General features: G+C 64.0%; 8 protein-coding genes and 1 pseudogene. 6 read left to right on the top strand and 3 right to left on the bottom strand.

The features are described 5' to 3' along the window. The first annotated feature begins 86 nt into the window (after positions 1-86). The 6 genes and pseudogenes from JVH1_RS40005 to JVH1_RS39980 all read left to right on the top strand — a co-directional run bounded on the left by JVH1_RS40005 (position 87) and on the right by JVH1_RS39980 (position 10,505). A complete protein-coding gene (locus tag JVH1_RS40005; protein ID WP_043783004.1) occupies positions 87-1,148 on the top strand; it encodes a tyrosine-type recombinase/integrase in 1,062 nt (353 codons plus the stop codon). Further along, on the top strand, positions 1,145-3,088 hold the full coding sequence (locus JVH1_RS40000; RefSeq protein WP_043783006.1) for a tyrosine-type recombinase/integrase: 1,944 nt from the start codon (positions 1,145-1,147) through the stop codon (positions 3,086-3,088). The genes JVH1_RS40005 and JVH1_RS40000 overlap by 4 nt, the downstream gene beginning before the upstream one ends. A 49-nt stretch (positions 3,089-3,137) precedes the next feature. Continuing rightward, positions 3,138-3,362 (top strand): annotated as a pseudogene (locus JVH1_RS39995) (transposase); the annotation flags it as partial. A gap of 495 nt (positions 3,363-3,857) precedes the next feature. Further along, positions 3,858-7,154 (top strand): protein kinase, encoded by a 3,297-nt coding sequence (locus JVH1_RS39990; protein ID WP_009480683.1) that lies wholly within the window; start codon positions 3,858-3,860, stop codon positions 7,152-7,154. 1,042 nt (positions 7,155-8,196) lie between these two features. After that, a complete protein-coding gene (locus JVH1_RS39985) occupies positions 8,197-8,835 on the top strand; it encodes a TetR/AcrR family transcriptional regulator (RefSeq protein ID WP_043783032.1) in 639 nt (212 codons plus the stop codon). Positions 8,836-8,843: 8 nt separating this feature from the next. Next, the gene (locus tag JVH1_RS39980) at positions 8,844-10,505 is read left to right on the top strand and encodes an MDR family MFS transporter (RefSeq protein WP_083849930.1); all 1,662 of its coding nucleotides are present in this window, start codon (positions 8,844-8,846) and stop codon (positions 10,503-10,505) included. Positions 10,506-10,958: 453 nt separating this feature from the next. Here the strand turns inward: JVH1_RS39980 and JVH1_RS39975 are convergent, their stop codons facing one another. The 3 genes from JVH1_RS39975 to JVH1_RS39965 all read right to left on the bottom strand — a co-directional run bounded on the left by JVH1_RS39975 (position 10,959) and on the right by JVH1_RS39965 (position 15,775). Further along, the gene (locus JVH1_RS39975) at positions 10,959-12,407 is read right to left on the bottom strand and encodes an APC family permease (protein WP_009480690.1); all 1,449 of its coding nucleotides are present in this window, start codon (positions 12,405-12,407) and stop codon (positions 10,959-10,961) included. Between the two features lie 1,675 nt (positions 12,408-14,082). Further along, positions 14,083-14,826: an SDR family NAD(P)-dependent oxidoreductase gene (locus JVH1_RS39970; RefSeq protein WP_009480694.1), complete on the bottom strand. Its 744-nt coding sequence runs from the start codon at positions 14,824-14,826 to the stop codon at positions 14,083-14,085. A gap of 79 nt (positions 14,827-14,905) precedes the next feature. Further along, on the bottom strand, positions 14,906-15,775 hold the full coding sequence (locus tag JVH1_RS39965) for a phytanoyl-CoA dioxygenase family protein (protein ID WP_009480695.1): 870 nt from the start codon (positions 15,773-15,775) through the stop codon (positions 14,906-14,908). Positions 15,776-15,961 lie beyond the last annotated feature (186 nt).

Raw genomic sequence — 15,961 nt, 5'->3', positions numbered from 1 at the left:
GATTCTATGCGCGGCGTGAGGTCCGGGGCCGATGGCCGGATGGGGCGCATGCTGACGGTGTCGGCTCGATCGGAGAGGAGCAGGCGATGGCCGTTCGGGTGCACGCGGTGGACGACGGTTATGTGGTGGTCGGCGAGTGGGAGGGTTGCGCGGCAGCGAACGCGTTCCTCAAACATCTGGCCGGGCGTGCGTTCAGCGTGGCGACGGTGCGGGCGTATGCCTTCGATGTGCTGAACCTGGCGCGGTTCCTGATCGCCCGCGATCTCGGATTGGCGTCGGTGACGCCGGTGACCGTGTTCGAGTGGATCGACTGGCAGGGCGTGCGCCGTGATCCCCGACCCGGCGCAACGACGAGGAACGGCAGGCAGCGCACGGCGGCGGCGTCGACGATCAACCGGCGGGTCGCGGCGGTGCGGGCGTTGTTCGAGTACCTGGTGATGACCGGGGTGCGCGCCGACAATCCGGTGCCCTCACCCCGGCGGGGTCAAGGGTTACGTCCGTCGGGGCGGGGTTTGCTCGGGCATCTCGGGCCCGGCCGGCCCCGGGCCGGAGGCCGTCTGGTGCGCCAGCCGCGGTTGCTGCCCGAATCCCTCGACGCCGACGCGGTGGACGTGTTCGTCTCGTCGCTGCGCACCCATCGGGATCGGGCGATGGTGTGGGCGATGCTGCTCGGGGGTCTGCGCAGCGCCGAGGTGCGATCGCTTCGGTTGGCGGAGGTGGATTTCGGTCGACGCCGGCTGCGGGTGCTCGGCAAGGGTTCGAAGGAGCGTGTGGTGCCGGTCGATGCGGTGTTCTTCACCGAACTATCGGCCTATCTGCGCCTCGAGCGGCCACCCGGGTTGGTCACACCGGAGTGCTTCGTGGTGCTGCGGGGCCCCACCGTGGGGGCGCCGGTGACCGAGGCCGGGTTGCGATCGTTGTTCCGGCGGCACCGGGACCTGTCCGGCGCGGGTCGGGTGCGTCCGCACCGGCTGCGACACACCTACGGCACCGAACTCGCCTCCGCGGGAATCGATCTGATGGTGCTGCGGGAGTTGATGGGGCACGCCTCCCCGGAGACCACCGCCGAGTACGTGCACCTGTCGATCGAGCAGCTCGCCGCCGAATACGGCGCCGCCCGGGCCAGTCTCGCCGGGGCACGGCGATGACCACGGCATGGCCGACCGTGGTGGACCCGGATACGGTGCTGGCCGGCTATCTCGACCACGTCGCCACCCTCGGGCTGGGCGGAAGAGCCGTCCGCGGCCGCACCCGCATCGCAACCGCATTCCTGGCCGTGCACCCGGATCTGCGGGAATGGATGGCCCGGCCTGCCTCGGACCGGCTTACCGAACTCCGCAGCACCGGGGCGTGGCCGCTGTTGTGTCACGTCATCGGTCGAGACGAGCTGCGACTGGACCTCGAGTTCGCCGCGGTCAAGAACCTCACCGGACTCGGGAGTGCGGTCGAGGCCCGCGACCCGGACGGGTTCGCCGCGGCCCGGACTGCCGGACTGGCCTTGGGCTGGGCACCGTCGTGGGTCGAGACCGTCCTCGGCGAGTGCCTGGCGGTGCTGCTCGCCTGGCATGGCGGACTCGTCAGCGACATCACCAACGACACCGTCGACGATTTCGACGCCGCATTGGCTGCAACACAATCTATTCCGCCGTCGTCTCGGCGGGCATACCGCAACCGGATCGCGGGTCTGCGGCAGGTGCTGTTCGAGGCCCGCATCGTCGACATTCCACCACGGCGCCGGTCCTGGGCCCGCAGCCACGCCCAACGGTTCGCCGACGTTCCGATGGCAGACGCGATCCGCGAGACGTTGTTGCGCTACGTCACCGTCCGAGCCGCCGTGCTTCGCCCGAAATCCGTCGAATCACTGATCAACGACCTCCTGCCGTTCGCCGACTACCTCACCACACACCACCCCGAGGTCACGTCCCTCGACGGCCTCGACCGCAGTCACATCGAGGGCTTCCTCGCCTGGAACCGCACCCGCACCTGGCGTGGGCAACGCGCCGCAGCCGGCGCCGGACGCACCATCTCGAGGGCCGTGATCCAATCGGCGGTGCTGAGCCTGCGCAACCTACTTGACGATCTCACCGAATGGGGCTGGGAGCAGGCACCACCGCGTCGGCTGGTCTTCGCTGCCGACGTCCCCAAGCTCGACCAACCCTTGCCCCGCGCACTGGCACCCGACGTCGACGGCGTGGTGATGAACGCTGTTGCCGGATTGGAGGATCCGTTCGCCCGCATCGGGTTGACGGCGCTCCGCGGGGCGGGGTTGCGGGTCGGGGAACTGCTCGATCTCGAGCTCAGCAGCGTCGTCGACTACGGCCCGGCCGGGACCTGGCTGAAGGTGCCGCTGGGCAAACTCGCGACCGAGCGCATGGTGCCGCTCTCGGCCGCCACCGTCGCGGTGTTGGACGAGTGGACCACCCAACGCGGCGTCTGCCGACCACTGCCGCATCCGCGCACCGGAGCTTTGACCGATTTTCTGTTCGTCGCGCACGGCCGCCGCCTCGGCCAGACCCGGCTGCGCAACGGGCTGCTCGCCGCCGTTGAACGGTCTGGGTTGCGCGGCACTGGCGGCGGGCCCCTGATTGTCACCCCGCACCAGCTGCGGCATACCTGGGCCACCGAGCTCGCCAATGCCGGGATGAGCCTGCAGGCGTTGATGGCGCTGCTCGGGCACGTCACTCCTCAGATGACTCTCCGCTACGCCACCCTCGCATCGCCGACGTTGCGCGACGCCTACGACCAGGCCATGGGCAAGATGCGCCGCCGGTTCACCCTTACCCCGGTCGGCAAGCCGATCGTTCCCGACACCGTCAGCTGGCTCGGCAGCGAGATGCTCAAAACCCGTGTTGCCCATGGCTACTGTTCTCGGCACGAAGCGGCCGGAGCCTGTCCCTATGCCAACATCTGCGAGACCTGCGACAACTTCGTCACCGGACCCGAGTTCCGCGGCGCGCTCGAGGCGCAACGCACCGACGTCCAGGCACTCGAAGCCGATGCCTGCGACCGCGGCTGGCCCGACGAAGCTGCTCGCCACCACCGCGTTGCAGACGCCCTGACCGATCACCTCCACCGGCTCGACCGCTGACTCCAGATCGCCAGTCTGCGATTGACCCACACGCGAAGGCCGGTTAAAGGAGCGGCTGACCAAGGAAATCCGCAGGAGAACAGATGTGGTCGGGATCTTCCCCGACCGCACCGCCTTGACCCGTCTCGTTGGAGCCGTCCTCGCCGAGCAACACGACGAGTGGATCGAGGGTCGCCGCTATCTCGGTCTCGACGTGCTCGCCCGTTCCCACCGCGACCACACCACCACGACCGAACCCGAGCAGGAGGTGACACCCGCGGCACTGACCGCATAACCCCACGAGGAGTCACACGACGACCTCGTACACCACGCCCCGGGACTTGACCCAACGTCCCACTGCCGCGCAGTACCTGGAGGATGCCCCTACCACAGCGCATCGTCGCATACTGATACAGCCGGAACCTCGAGAATCGAGCCTCCCATGAGTGGACTGGGTTATAAGTGTCGTGCTTGCAAGCGGCACGACGGCGTGGATCGTCTCGACTCGTATGACGCTGACGAGCGGGATCGGATGGAGTTCGAGCGGTGGGCATATCTATGCCAGGCGCAAACATAGCCAGCGGAGCTGTGTGCTTCGCGGCAGACCGAGTACGACGCGGCCGGGGAGTTCCGGACAGCTGAACTGCCCGGCGGATCGAGGTTGAGAGAACTTCGAGATGGGGCCGAGACATCGGGTGGCGGCGTTACCCTGAGAACACAGGTTTTCACGGTGAGAATGCGCGGCGTCGATCGTCGAGCGTCGCGGATCGGATGGATCGCTGGATAGCTGATGGCCGACGATGATGATCCGCTCGTAACCCAACGCAACGTGGGCGCAGGGGTCGCTGCGCAGCTAGGGGCAGAAGGGTTCGACGACGCCGAGGAGATCGGGCGTGGTGGGTTCGGTGTCGTGTACCGCTGCACTCAGCCGGGCGTGGACCGTGTCGTCGCAGTGAAGGTGCTCACCGCTGACCTGGACGAGGTAAATCGAGCGCGATTCCTCCGGGAACAGCGGGCGATGGGCAGGCTGAGCGGACACCCGAATATCATCAACGTGCTGCAGGTCGGCGTCACCGAGTGCGGTCTCCACTACATTGCGATGCAGTACCACGCGCAGGACTCGCTGGATGTTCGGATCCGCCGACACGGGCCGCTCCCGATCGACGAGTCGTTGCGTCTGGGGGTGAAGATGGCCGGGGCGGTGGAGACCGCTCACCGGCTCGGGATCTTGCACCGTGACATCAAGCCCGCAAATATTCTGCTCACCGACTACCGAGATCCGGCATTGAGCGACTTCGGGATCGCACACATCTCCGGCGGATTCGAGACCGGCACCGGTACAGTGACCGGCTCGCCGGCGTTCACAGCCCCAGAGGTGCTCCGGGGAGATCCGCCGAGCCGGGCCTCGGACGTATACGGACTCGGCGCCTCGTTGTTCAGCGCCCTGACCGGTCATGCCGCCTTCGAGCGCCGCAGCGGTGAGCAGGTGGTGGCCCAGTTCCTGCGGATTACCACCCAGCCGGTACCGGACCTACGCGAGCACGGAATCGACGACGACGTGTCCGCGGCGATCGGACGCGCAATGGCCGCAGATCCTCAGGACCGGCCTTCGGCTGCTGAGCTCGGTGACGAACTGCGGCGGATCCAGCTGCGCCACGGCTTCCCTGTCGACGAGATGTCTCTGCACGCCGAACCAGGCGCACAGCAGCAATCACCGGTTGCAAACGTTTCACCATTCGCCAAGAACATTACGTTGGCGCACCGCGAACCGACGTCACATCCCACTCGCGGCGCCAAGGGAAACCTTCCCATCGAGCTCACCAGCTTCGTCGGGCGTCGGAGTGAAGTGACGGACACCAAAGCGATGCTGTCGGTCTCCCACCTTGTGACGCTGACCGGGATCGGCGGTGTCGGCAAGACCCGTCTGGCCCTGCGAGTGGCCGAGAATATGCGACGTGAGTTCGATGACGGAGTATGGCTGGTGGAGTTGGGTGAGCTGTCCGATGGGATGTCGTTGAGCGATGTAGTGGCTGCCGCGCTCGGGTTGCGTGAACAGGCGGGGACATCGTTGCGCGAGGTACTGCTGGAGTTCCTGGCCCCCCGGGAATTGCTGCTGGTTCTCGATAACTGCGAGCAGATCGTGGACGCGGCGGCAGGGCTGGTCGAGACTCTGTTGCGCGCCTGCCGAGGAGTGCGGGTCCTCGCCACGAGCCGCGAACCCCTGGGGATCGGCGGAGAGGCGGCGCTGCGGGTACCGCCACTGACGGTGCCCGACCCGGATCGGCAGTCGACGCTGCGGGGCCTACCCCGTTATGACGCGGTCACCCTGTTCGTAGACCGCGCCGCCATCGCCGTCCCAGGGTTCGAGCTCACCGACACCAACAAGGATGCAGTCGCCCGAATCTGCCATCGACTGGACGGGCTGCCGCTACCGATCGAGCTGGCTGCGGCTCGGCTCCGGGCGATGTCCCCCGAGCAGATCCTGCAGCGGCTCACCGACCGTTATGCGCTGCTGACTCGAGGCAGCCGGGTGGCGCCCTCACGGCAGCAAACTCTCCGGCTGTGTATCGACTGGAGCTACGAGCTTTGCACACCGGATGAGCAGGCGGTGTGGTCTCGACTGGCGGTGTTCGCCGGAAGCTTCGAACTCGACGCCGCCGAACAGATCGGCGGCCGCGGTCTGGATCCGGAGAATCTCCTCGACCTGGTGACCTCACTGGTGGACAAGTCGATACTGATCCGCGAAGAGGCCGGCACCGTTGTGCGGTTCCGGATGCTCGAGACTCTGCGCGACTATGGCCGCATGCAATTGCAGGAGAGCGGTGAGTACGACCAATTTCGCAGGCAGCACCGGGATTGGTACGTGAAGTTGGCACTTGCGGCGGAAGACGAGTGGATAAGCTCGAGGCAGTTGGACTGGATCGCCCGGCTCGGGCGGGAGCAGTCGAATTCGAGAGAGGCGCTGGAGTTCTGCGCGACCGATAGTCCCGAGACAGGACTGCGTCTCGCCGCCGCCCTGTTCCCCTTCTGGATCTCGCAGAGCTGGTACAGCGAGGGACGGCGTTGGCTCGACCGCCTTCTGGTCAGCGCTCCGAGGCTGCCTACCCGCGAAAGAGTCAAGGGGCTGTATGCGGACAGCGTGCTAGCCGAATTGCAGGGTGACATTCCGGTAGGAACCGCACTCGTGGAGGAGGGGCGCGCACTGGCCGAACAATCGACCGACCCGTTGGTCCATGCACTCGTCGCCTATTCCGACGGCATGCTCGCGCTCTTCAGCGGGAATCTCGGTCGTGCACCCTCGCTCCTCCACAGTGCCCTCGCGACTTTCACCAGCCGGAAGAACCACCCACTCCACATCGGGGCGCTACACATGCTGGGGATAGCCCACGAACTCCTCGGTGAAACTGAGCAGGCAATCGAGTGCTACGAGCAGGTGCGCGCAACCACGGAAGCGCGCGGTGAATCGATGTACCGCGCGTACGCGCTGTGGGGTATGGGCGTTGCAGTGTGGCGGCAGGGTGATGCGGTTCGGGCGGCGCGGCTACTCGAACAGTCGCTGCGTCTGGCACGGCAGGTGAACAGCCCGAGAACCGTCGCCACCTGTCTCGAAGCTCTCGGTTGGCTCGCCGCAGGCGAGCATGACGCGCATCGCGCGATCGTTCTGATTGCTGCGGCCGAGGCCCTCGGGCACTCCATCGGCAGCGCCGGAGTCGTGTTCCCGACGATGCTCGCTCACCACGAGCAGTGCGAGGAATCGGGTCGTCGGGCTCTCGGGGAGCGAGCATACGATGCGGCCCGCCTGGAGGGCCGCGCCCTGGGGCTCGAAGCCGCCATCGCCTACGCTCTCGGCGAGCCGGCACCAACTTCCTCGGCGTCCGCGGCAACTTCGCCGAAGCTGACCAAACGAGAGCGCCAGGTCGCCGACCTGGTCGCCGAGGGCCTGACCAACAAGGAGATCGCAGCTCGACTCGTGATCTCGCCCCGCACAGCCCAGGGCCACGTGGAGCATCTACTCGCCAAACTCGGATTCACCTCCCGCGCAAAGATTGCCGCGTGGGTCGTGGAACAGACGGGAAGCGAGCACTGAGGCGGGCTCGAGTCAGTACAGGCGGTCCGCCGGGCAACCGCGGCCATGGTCGAAGGCGGATACCTCGAGAGTCTAGGTGGATCCGGCACCTATGTGACAGGTCGAGAGCTGACAGGCAGATTCGATCTCGACCTGCACAAACCGTGGCGGCAGCAGCTGATCGCGCAAGGTCACGACGCGAGATCTCGGATGGACGACACCTCGGGCGCTCCTGTTCCACCTGAACTGGAGAGGACCTTCAAGCAGTTTGTGTCGACCGGACGCTTGATATTGCCCGTGAGATACATCTTGTCGACGAAATACGATCGGCCTCACGGAATCGTGGTCGCCGGCCGAGTTGGCCGGCGCTGAGGCGATCGTTTCTTTGGCACCCGATCAACCTGTTGTTGCAGAGTGTTTCGCGGAGATGGGCTTTGCGACGACGCTCCAGGCCGAACTCCTGCACTCGTACTTGGACATGGCACTCGTAGTGGTGCACGCCCAGTCCCGACTGGCAAATACTCGACAGTTGGTCGAATTGTCGCGAACATCATGGCTCGGGAGCAGGGTTCGGTTGTCCTATGACCGCGAACTCGTTCTGTCCGATATCGATAGCATGCAATTCCTTTCGATCCTGCCTGACGGTGACGCGGCAGACTCGGACTGACAGCGGCACGTCAACTTGGTGAAAGTCTCGCGCTTTGCGGGCCACGGGAGGTATGCGAGAAGTCTCGACGAGTGTGTCGACGAGAAGGACGGGCGCGGTGATCGGGGTGACCACACCGTTCGCCGTGACGGTTCGGGTCGGCGTCGCGGGGTGCGACTGTTCGAGCACATTCGCCGGGACGCCCGGTGCGAGGATCTGTCGATCGGCGCACCCCGGATGGCTGGACGAAGACCTTCACCGGCCCTGCTCTGCGCCGCCATCGTCGACTCGGTGTCCGGGCACTGACGCGCGACCTTGCCGATCAGCGCAGGTCACCTGGCATGGGTGAGTCCATGTGTAGCCGTCTCAACCTCCCGCGGATTGCCAAAATATACAGTGAGTGCAATCATTCACTGTATGCAAGAAAAGGGTGGGTTGCGTGAGCGTAAACGGCTGGCGACTCGTCAACTCATCGAAACGACGGCTGTCGAGCTGGTGGGCGCGCGTGGATACGACGCGGTGACAGTAGACATGATCTGTGCCGCCAGCAACGTCTCGAGCAGGACCTTCTTCAACTACTTTCCGTCCAAAGATGCCGCGGTCATCGGCGATGTGCTCGTCGCTCCTGATGACGACACCGTCAACCGGTTGCTCGACGAATACCCTGCAGACCCGCTTCGCGCGGTGATTCACATCTTCGAGACCGCGGTACACGGCCTCGGTGACGACTTCGATCTCCTCTCGCGGCGCCGCCAGATCATCAAAGGCAATCCGGAACTTCTGCAGCGCCACCTGAGGGGCTTGCACGAACTGGAGGAGTCTCTGACGCGACTTGTGGCGCAGCGTTTACTGGCCAACCCGGAACAGCGACACCTCGCGGGGAGAGTGGACGCCGAAGAGGAGGCCAGTGCCACGGTCATGACCGCGGGAGCCGCGATGCGCTACGTCTTCCGCCGCTGGCAGAACAGCGACAAGAACCAGACCCGAGCTGAACTCCTCACCCCTGCGCTCGAGTTGATGGCCGAGATCATTCGGCCCGCAAACCCTCAGAAGTAAGGATCTCGATGACCACACCGACGCCGGCGTCCCCGGACGCCACCCCGGAGCTGACCGATCGAGGTCCGGCAGGAGCATCTTCGAGCGATCGCCGCAGCATTGTGCTGGTTTTTGCAGGCTTGATGATTACCATGCTGCTTGCATCATTGGATCAAATGATCTTCAGCACCGCGCTGCCCACCATTGTCGGGGAACTCAACGGCGTGAACCACATGTTGTGGGTGACCACCGCATACATCCTTGCTTCGACAATCATGATGCCCGTCTACGGGAAACTCGGCGATCTCATCGGTCGGAAAGGTCTGTTCATCGGCGCCATCAGCATCTTCATCGCCGGGTCGATCATCGGAGGCCTCGCGCCCGGCATGACCGCTCTGATCATCGGACGCGCGGTTCAGGGGCTCGGTGGCGGCGGACTGATCCTGCTGTCCCAAGCGATCATCGCCGACGTCATCCCCGCCCGCGAACGCGGAAAGTACATGGGCGCCATGGGCGGTGTGTTCGCACTCGCGTCGGTCGGCGGACCGTTGCTGGGCGGGTGGTTCACCGAGAGCATCGGCTGGCGCTGGGCATTCTGGATCAACGTGCCACTGGGATTTCTCGCCATCGCTGCCGCGGTATTGTTCCTCCACCTGCCCAAAGGCCGTACCACCAAACCCACGATCGACGGCTGGGGTATGGCACTGATTGCGGTCGCAGCCACCTGCCTCATCCTCTTCACCACCTGGGGCGGCAACACCTACGCCTGGGGTTCGACCGTCATCATCGGCCTCATCATCGGCGCGATCGGAGCCTCCATCGCCTTCGTCATGGTGGAGCGTCGCTCTCCCGAACCGATCATCCCCCTGCACCTGTTCGCCGAACGCAACTTCGTTCTCACCACCGTGGCGGGTCTCATCACCGGAATCGCGATGTTCGGCGCCTTGGCATACCTACCGACGTACCTGCAGATGGTTACAGGCAAGAATGCCACCGAGGCCGGCCTGCTGATGATTCCGATGATGGCGGGACTGCTCGTCGCCTCGATCGGATCCGGACTAGTCGTGAGTAAGACCGGACGATACAAGTGGTTCCCGATCATCGGCACCCTCATCGTCGCTGGTGCCCTGGTGCAGCTGTCGACACTGACGCCCACCACGTCACTGGCAGTGATCGGATGCTACATCGCTCTCATGGGAGTCGGACTCGGGCTCGGCATGCAAATCCTCATACTCATCGTCCAAAACACTTTCCCTGCAAGTGAAGTGGGAACAGCAACCGCATCCAACAACTTCTTCCGCCAGATCGGGGCATCACTCGGAGCCGCGATCGTCGGAAGCCTGTTCACCACGCGCCTGACGAACCTTCTCGCCGAGCGGATGCCTGACACCGGCACGGCGCTCCCTCGAGGCGAGAACTCACTGACCCCGGCCATCCTCAAAAGCCTCCCAGAACCGGTACGTGAGGTGATCATTGGCGCCTACAACGACGCGTTGACCCCGATCTTCCTGTACATGGTCCCACTCGTGATCCTCGCGGTCTTCCTCCTACTCTTCGTCCAGGAAAAGCCTCTGGCGACCCGCATCGACCGCGAACCGAACGTCGATCTCATTGGCGCTCTCGACGGGCCGGAAGACGGTCAGACCGCAGCACCCGGCATCGGGTCACCCCGGACCAGTACATCGAGGTAAGGCGGGGGGAGTGGGCTGTGCGGCAGCACGTTGTCGTGACTGCAATTCTGACCGGTCCGCCGACAGTGCGCCCACCCCTATTGCGCGGGAAGGGTTTCGATATGTAGAACCGGACTTCGGAACACGTCTGAGGGCTTCAGACAGGTTCCTTTCTAGTGCTCGGCAGGGTTGTGACCGCCGTGTTGCCTGCGAAATGTTGCTCGTGCCTGCGCATGGAACGCGTCGCCGGAATCTACCGGCTGGGTTCCTGCCACTGAGCGCTAAGCGCGGGCTGCGCCCCGAATTGGTGCTGCCTCGATCCGCCGGCTTTGCGCTGGTCCGGGGGAGAGCCGGTCGAGAGTTGGGTACAACGGTTCGAACGAAGCCATGGGCTTGCTGTGTTGTCGAAACCTATGAGCAGGGACACGCCCGATCGGCGTGTCCCTGCTTGTTCTTGGCTGGGTCCGAGGGGACTTATGCGACGGGATCAGGCGTGACCGGACGTGTTTCCGTTGATTTCACGGAGTCTTGGGTGCGTCTCCGCCCGGCGACCGCGAACGCTGCCGACAAGACCAGTGTGGCGACCACGAACACATAGGTCATCGCGTCGATCGGAGCCGGTGGTGGGTTGATGATTGCGCTGACAAGCAACCATGCCATCGTCAGCGCGCCCACGGTGCACGCGGTGACCAGACCCGCACCCAGCTTCTTCTCGCGCGCGACCAGTCTCACTGCTCCAGCGCAGATGAGGACATAGGGAATGACCCAGAAGTATGCGACCAGCGTCGCGACGGCAGAGTAGATCGTCAACGGCGATCCCAGGTCCAGCGCGACCATGGTCACGAGCCCCACGAGACCGACACCGACCGTCAGGAGAATGGCATTGACAGGACTGTGTAGACGACGATGTACTTGCGCGAACCGGATCGAGAGCAGTCCGTCCGCTGCCAGTGTCGCAGCGAACCTGGAACCGTAGTTGGCGAAGCCGATGAGGGACGCGAACGTGGCGATCGCCAAGACGAGATCCGATGCCTGTCCGATTCCCTCGCCAAGGCCGGATTGCTGCGCGAGGGCTGCAGGTCCGGACATGCCTGCTTCGATGTTCGCCGAGGCCTGCATCAAACCGGGGATTTGAAGGAACGTTGCGGCGAGATACGCGACGCCGAGGATTACCGGGACGCTCATCACGGCTGCGGGGACATTGCGTTTGGGATCCTTGGTTTCGGCGGCCAGGGCAGCGCAACTCTCGAGGCCGACGACAAAGGCGGCACCAATAGCGATGCCGGCAATGATGCCGCTGGTGGTCGAGCCCTGCAGTGACAACTGTTCGCCGAGATGAAGGCCCGTGTGGATAGCGCTGGCACCGGTGATCAACAGCATCAACGGCAACGACAATACGGTGAGCGAAACCGCGACGACGACTGACGTGTCCAGACCCCTGCACGTCACCGCGATGACCACGATCGCGGACACCACGTAGATCAAGATTTGGGTGCCGTGGTCCAGCCCGGAATCGACGCCCACCGACAGGAGGAAGCTGCCTGAGTAGAGGCCGATGATCAATAACATCGACAGAATCTGTGCAAGGTAACCGAGGAACAGGGTCGCGGCCATCAGGTAGCGCGCCCAGGGGCCGAAGACTTCGGCGATATACGAATACAGTGACCCCGTGGCGACGAACCGCTTGGCAAACGTGATCACGGCAACGCCGACGCATGTTGTCGCAACTGCAGAGATCAACGATGCCAACCAACTGCCGTTGCCGGCGGTGGCTACCAGGAGAACGGGGAAGCTGGCGATCGCCACGGCAGGGATGAACGACGCCAGAGCGAGCGAGATGATCTGAGTTCGACTCAGATGCCCTTCATCAAGACCGGGGAGTTCGATCTCGCCAGTGACGGCAGATGTCGGTTTATCAATCATTGCTGGATCCTCCAGGCCTGTCCTGACGATGACAGGCCGTAGTTGCCTCGTCAAGAGTTGCTCTTTCAAATGGGGTGGGACGTCGAGTAGCGATTGATGGATGCGGTAGCCGCTCGTATCGACCGGTGAATGCGGGCAGGAGCGGCGGACTTCCTCTTGGTTCGGTTCGGCATGAGGATGACCTTCTGGTGACTGCCCTCACGTCCTCCGTCGAACGTGAGCTGAGTCACTGACTGGGTCATTCGGTCAAGTTAGTTGCCCAAGCCGAATGTGTCAACACTTGACCGAGGCGCTTCGCTGCGGTCCCGGCCAACTCGTACCTGTGCGACCATCTTGTCCAAGCGATCAAGTCGTTGGCTCAAGTAATTAGGCGTGTTCTTCGAGTGCGCTGTCAACGTCACCGAATCCCCGGTTACACACTGTTGACCTGCAGGTACCGGTGTTACGTTGATGTTTCCGAACGTCCCGATCGGGGAAGGCATGCCCGCGCCGGGCTCGCGTGACTGGATCTCGCAACGCGACGACTGTAGATGTACTTCCGTGCAAGATCCTCTTCGAATCCGAGGGGCTCGAGCCCGAGGCATGCCGCGCGTCGCGCCGCGTTGAACCAATGCGGTACGTGTGACAGCGCTCCGCGGCTTCGTATCGCGGGGTGCAGCGGCAGGCCCGACCGAGAAGGATTGCGGCTCGGAGCCATGACAAGAGGTGACAATGTCCGAGGACAACATCAACAAGTGCACGGGGTACGGCGACTGGAGGATGCGGCGAAATTTGCTGGCTGAAGAGAATCTACCGACCGGTCGGCACCGCCATGCTTCGTACCTGCCTGGGACTTGCCGATCCTGCGGTTCCGGACCTGTGCTGACACCGACCACACCGACTTCCTGCGTATTACCCATCGATGCGGATGCCGGTTTGCACGATACTGATCTGCTACGTCAACCCAGAGTGCTTCCTCCGGGTGGCGATCGTCGATATTCGTTTCCACGGCCTCAATAAGGTTGCCGCTGCGAAGATCTTGTGTGCTACGCGGTCCGAAAGCGCTCATCGTAATCGGTGACTTCAGCCCTCACGAGGATCGGATCGCGCTGTTCGATGCGGGCGGCGGACCATGTCTTGGACGGACGGACAGCAGCTCGGAACTGGTTTGCATGCGTGCGTTCGATTCTGAGGAGGGCGCGGAATTCGACCACCGCTCACGACACAAGTCTCCTGGGATCGAGACCCGCGCCCTGGCCCACGGTTACGCGAATAATCAGCGTGATTGATGCGGACCATCGTGCGCCGAGTGATACCGCATGTCTCGAGGCAACCGTGGGTCGGCGGGCGAGAGTGGCGACCGATCCCCATCCACGTTGGAACTTCTTGGGGGAGAGGGGATCGGCAAACGATATCCAGGGTCGGCTTCCGGTTTCAGCAAGCCGACCTCCGGCATGTCGCGCACGTGCAGAGTTCACGCGACACAACAGAATGATGATGCCTCGGGGTGCGTGAATTATATGTTCACAACACTTCCCGAATGCTGGCGGCAGCGTGATCGGGCCGACCGGTGGGGAGTGAAACCGACCTCCGGCCGGCATGCGGCACTCGACGGCTACCATCCGGCGCAGGAGCGACCACAGATCTTCGAGACGCGATCTCCGGAGTGTAGACCGGCGGCCGAGTCGCCGGTGCCCTAGCGGGCCAGATAGCCGCCGTCCACAACGAGATCGGAGCCGGTCATGTATGAGCTGTCGTCCGATGCCAGGAAGGCCACTGCTCGTGCGATCTCGGCCGGCTCGGCGAGCCGTTTGAGGGGGGTGTCGTCGATCGACGAGGCGAGGTCGAGTTCGTCGTCGTTCATCGAGGTTTTGATGTAGCCGGGACATACCGTGTTGACTCGGATTCGATCGCCCGCGAGTTCGAGCGCAACGCTGCGGGTCATCTGCCTGACGGCGCCCTTGGTGGCGGTATATGCGAGGTAGTCGGGATCGCCGACGTACCCCATGATGGACGCGATGTTGATGATCGATCCGCCTCCGGCAGCTCGCATCGCCGGTGTCACGGCACGCATACCCAGGAACGGTCCCGTCTGATTGACAGCGACGATGGAGTCCCACCCCTCGAGTTCGGAGGCGATGCCTTCTCCAGGACCGGAGATCCCGGCATTGTTGACCAGGACCGCTACGCCGCCGACACAGCGCTGTGCCAGTTCTACCGCGTCGCCCCAAGATGTTTCATCGGTGACATCGAGGTGTGTGTAGTGGACCTCGAGTCCTTCGGTGCGTAGTTGTGCTGCATGTTTCTCGCCGTCGTCGTCGAGCACGTCGGCGAAAAGGACCCGGGCACCGCGCTCGGCGAGGACGCGGCCGATCGCGGCCCCCAATCCCCGTGCCGCGCCGGTGACGATCGCACCGCGTCCTTCGAGTGTGGAATTCATGTACTACTCCGATCGGTCGTGGGCGGCCCCACGCGAGGATCCTGCCCGAGCAGGTGTCGGCGAACGATGGGCTGACGGCTCACAGACCGAGGTAGTCCTCGATGTCGTCGTAGTTGACCTGCCAAAGTCCGGGGTAACCGTGGCTGTCGTCGTGGAAGGAACGGAAGCCGAGCAGCTGCTGCACCCGAGGCGACAGCGTCCGAGCAAGCTCGAGATCGATCACGTGCGGATACGCCTCCTCAGGTACGAGATATCCGGGGTTGAAGGTGAAGGCCACTCCCCGACGGCGAACATCCGAGGTGACGTTGGCCCCGCCGCCGTGCGCCAGTTTCCCGCTGAAGAACAGGGCGTCGCCCGCCTTCATCGTTGCAGGAATGGTCTGTTCCGGGGTACCGCGGTCGTTGAAGTCGGGCCACTTGTGGCTGCCCGGAATGACGCGGGTGGCGCCGTTCTCCTCGGTGAAGTCGGTCAGTGCGATGAGGAAGTTGCACATCACCTCAGGGCCGTGGGGGCCCAGTGCGAGGAACGGCGGGTAGTTCTCGAGGTCGCGGTGATGCGGCTGTGCCTTGTTTCCGGGGCCGATGTCGATCACCTGGGCGGTGCCCATCCAGTACGAGTCGTAGGAGTCGAGCATCGCCCGGTCCGCGACGGCGAGGGCGAGGTCGTGATCGATGATCTCTTCGCGGAAGGTCTTACTCAAGGTGACGAGATTCGTCAGGCGCCTGGTCTGAGCACCGTGAAAGTCCTGGACCCCTTCATTCGAGGACAGCGACCCGGGCCGGAGGCCGTCGAGGTGCGGGTCGATCTCAGCGTTGAATCGGGCGACTTGGTCGTCGGTGAGCATCCCGTCGATGATGACACCGCCGTCGCGCTCGACGATCGCTGCGATCTCGTCCGCCGTGGCGGTGTTCGGAACATGAGCGAGGGCTGCCTGAGTTGTGCTGGTCATCGGACTTCCATCCTTCGGGTAGGTGGTCAGCAGGGGAATCTCGTCACGTGGCAGGTGCTGCTTCAGCCGCCACAATTTCTTGGGACAGTGACTTGAATCACTGACTTGGGCATATGGTCAAGATAGTTGCTCGAGTTTGTAGTGTCAACGCCTGTTCGCGGGAGTGGCGTAGGGCGTTCAGCTCAT

Origin of the sequence: Rhodococcus sp. JVH1 (assembly GCF_000280725.2) — a bacterium.
Taxonomy (GTDB): Bacteria; Actinomycetota; Actinomycetes; order Mycobacteriales; family Mycobacteriaceae; genus Rhodococcus_F; species Rhodococcus_F jostii_A.
This window is presented reverse-complemented; position numbering and strand designations above follow the sequence as displayed.

What these genes read in the sequence shown, in the direction of transcription:
- JVH1_RS40005 (WP_043783004.1), top strand. Translation starts at nt 87, where the DNA reads ATGGCCGTTCGGGTGCACGCGGTGGACGACGGTTATGTGGTGGTCGGC.
- JVH1_RS40000 (WP_043783006.1), top strand. Translation starts at nt 1,145, where the DNA reads ATGACCACGGCATGGCCGACCGTGGTGGACCCGGATACGGTGCTGGCC.
- JVH1_RS39990 (WP_009480683.1), top strand. Translation starts at nt 3,858, where the DNA reads ATGGCCGACGATGATGATCCGCTCGTAACCCAACGCAACGTGGGCGCA.
- JVH1_RS39985 (WP_043783032.1), top strand. Translation starts at nt 8,197, where the DNA reads ATGCAAGAAAAGGGTGGGTTGCGTGAGCGTAAACGGCTGGCGACTCGT.
- JVH1_RS39980 (WP_083849930.1), top strand. Translation starts at nt 8,844, where the DNA reads ATGACCACACCGACGCCGGCGTCCCCGGACGCCACCCCGGAGCTGACC.
- JVH1_RS39975 (WP_009480690.1), bottom strand. Translation starts at nt 12,407, where the DNA reads ATGATTGATAAACCGACATCTGCCGTCACTGGCGAGATCGAACTCCCC.
- JVH1_RS39970 (WP_009480694.1), bottom strand. Translation starts at nt 14,826, where the DNA reads ATGAATTCCACACTCGAAGGACGCGGTGCGATCGTCACCGGCGCGGCA.
- JVH1_RS39965 (WP_009480695.1), bottom strand. Translation starts at nt 15,775, where the DNA reads ATGACCAGCACAACTCAGGCAGCCCTCGCTCATGTTCCGAACACCGCC.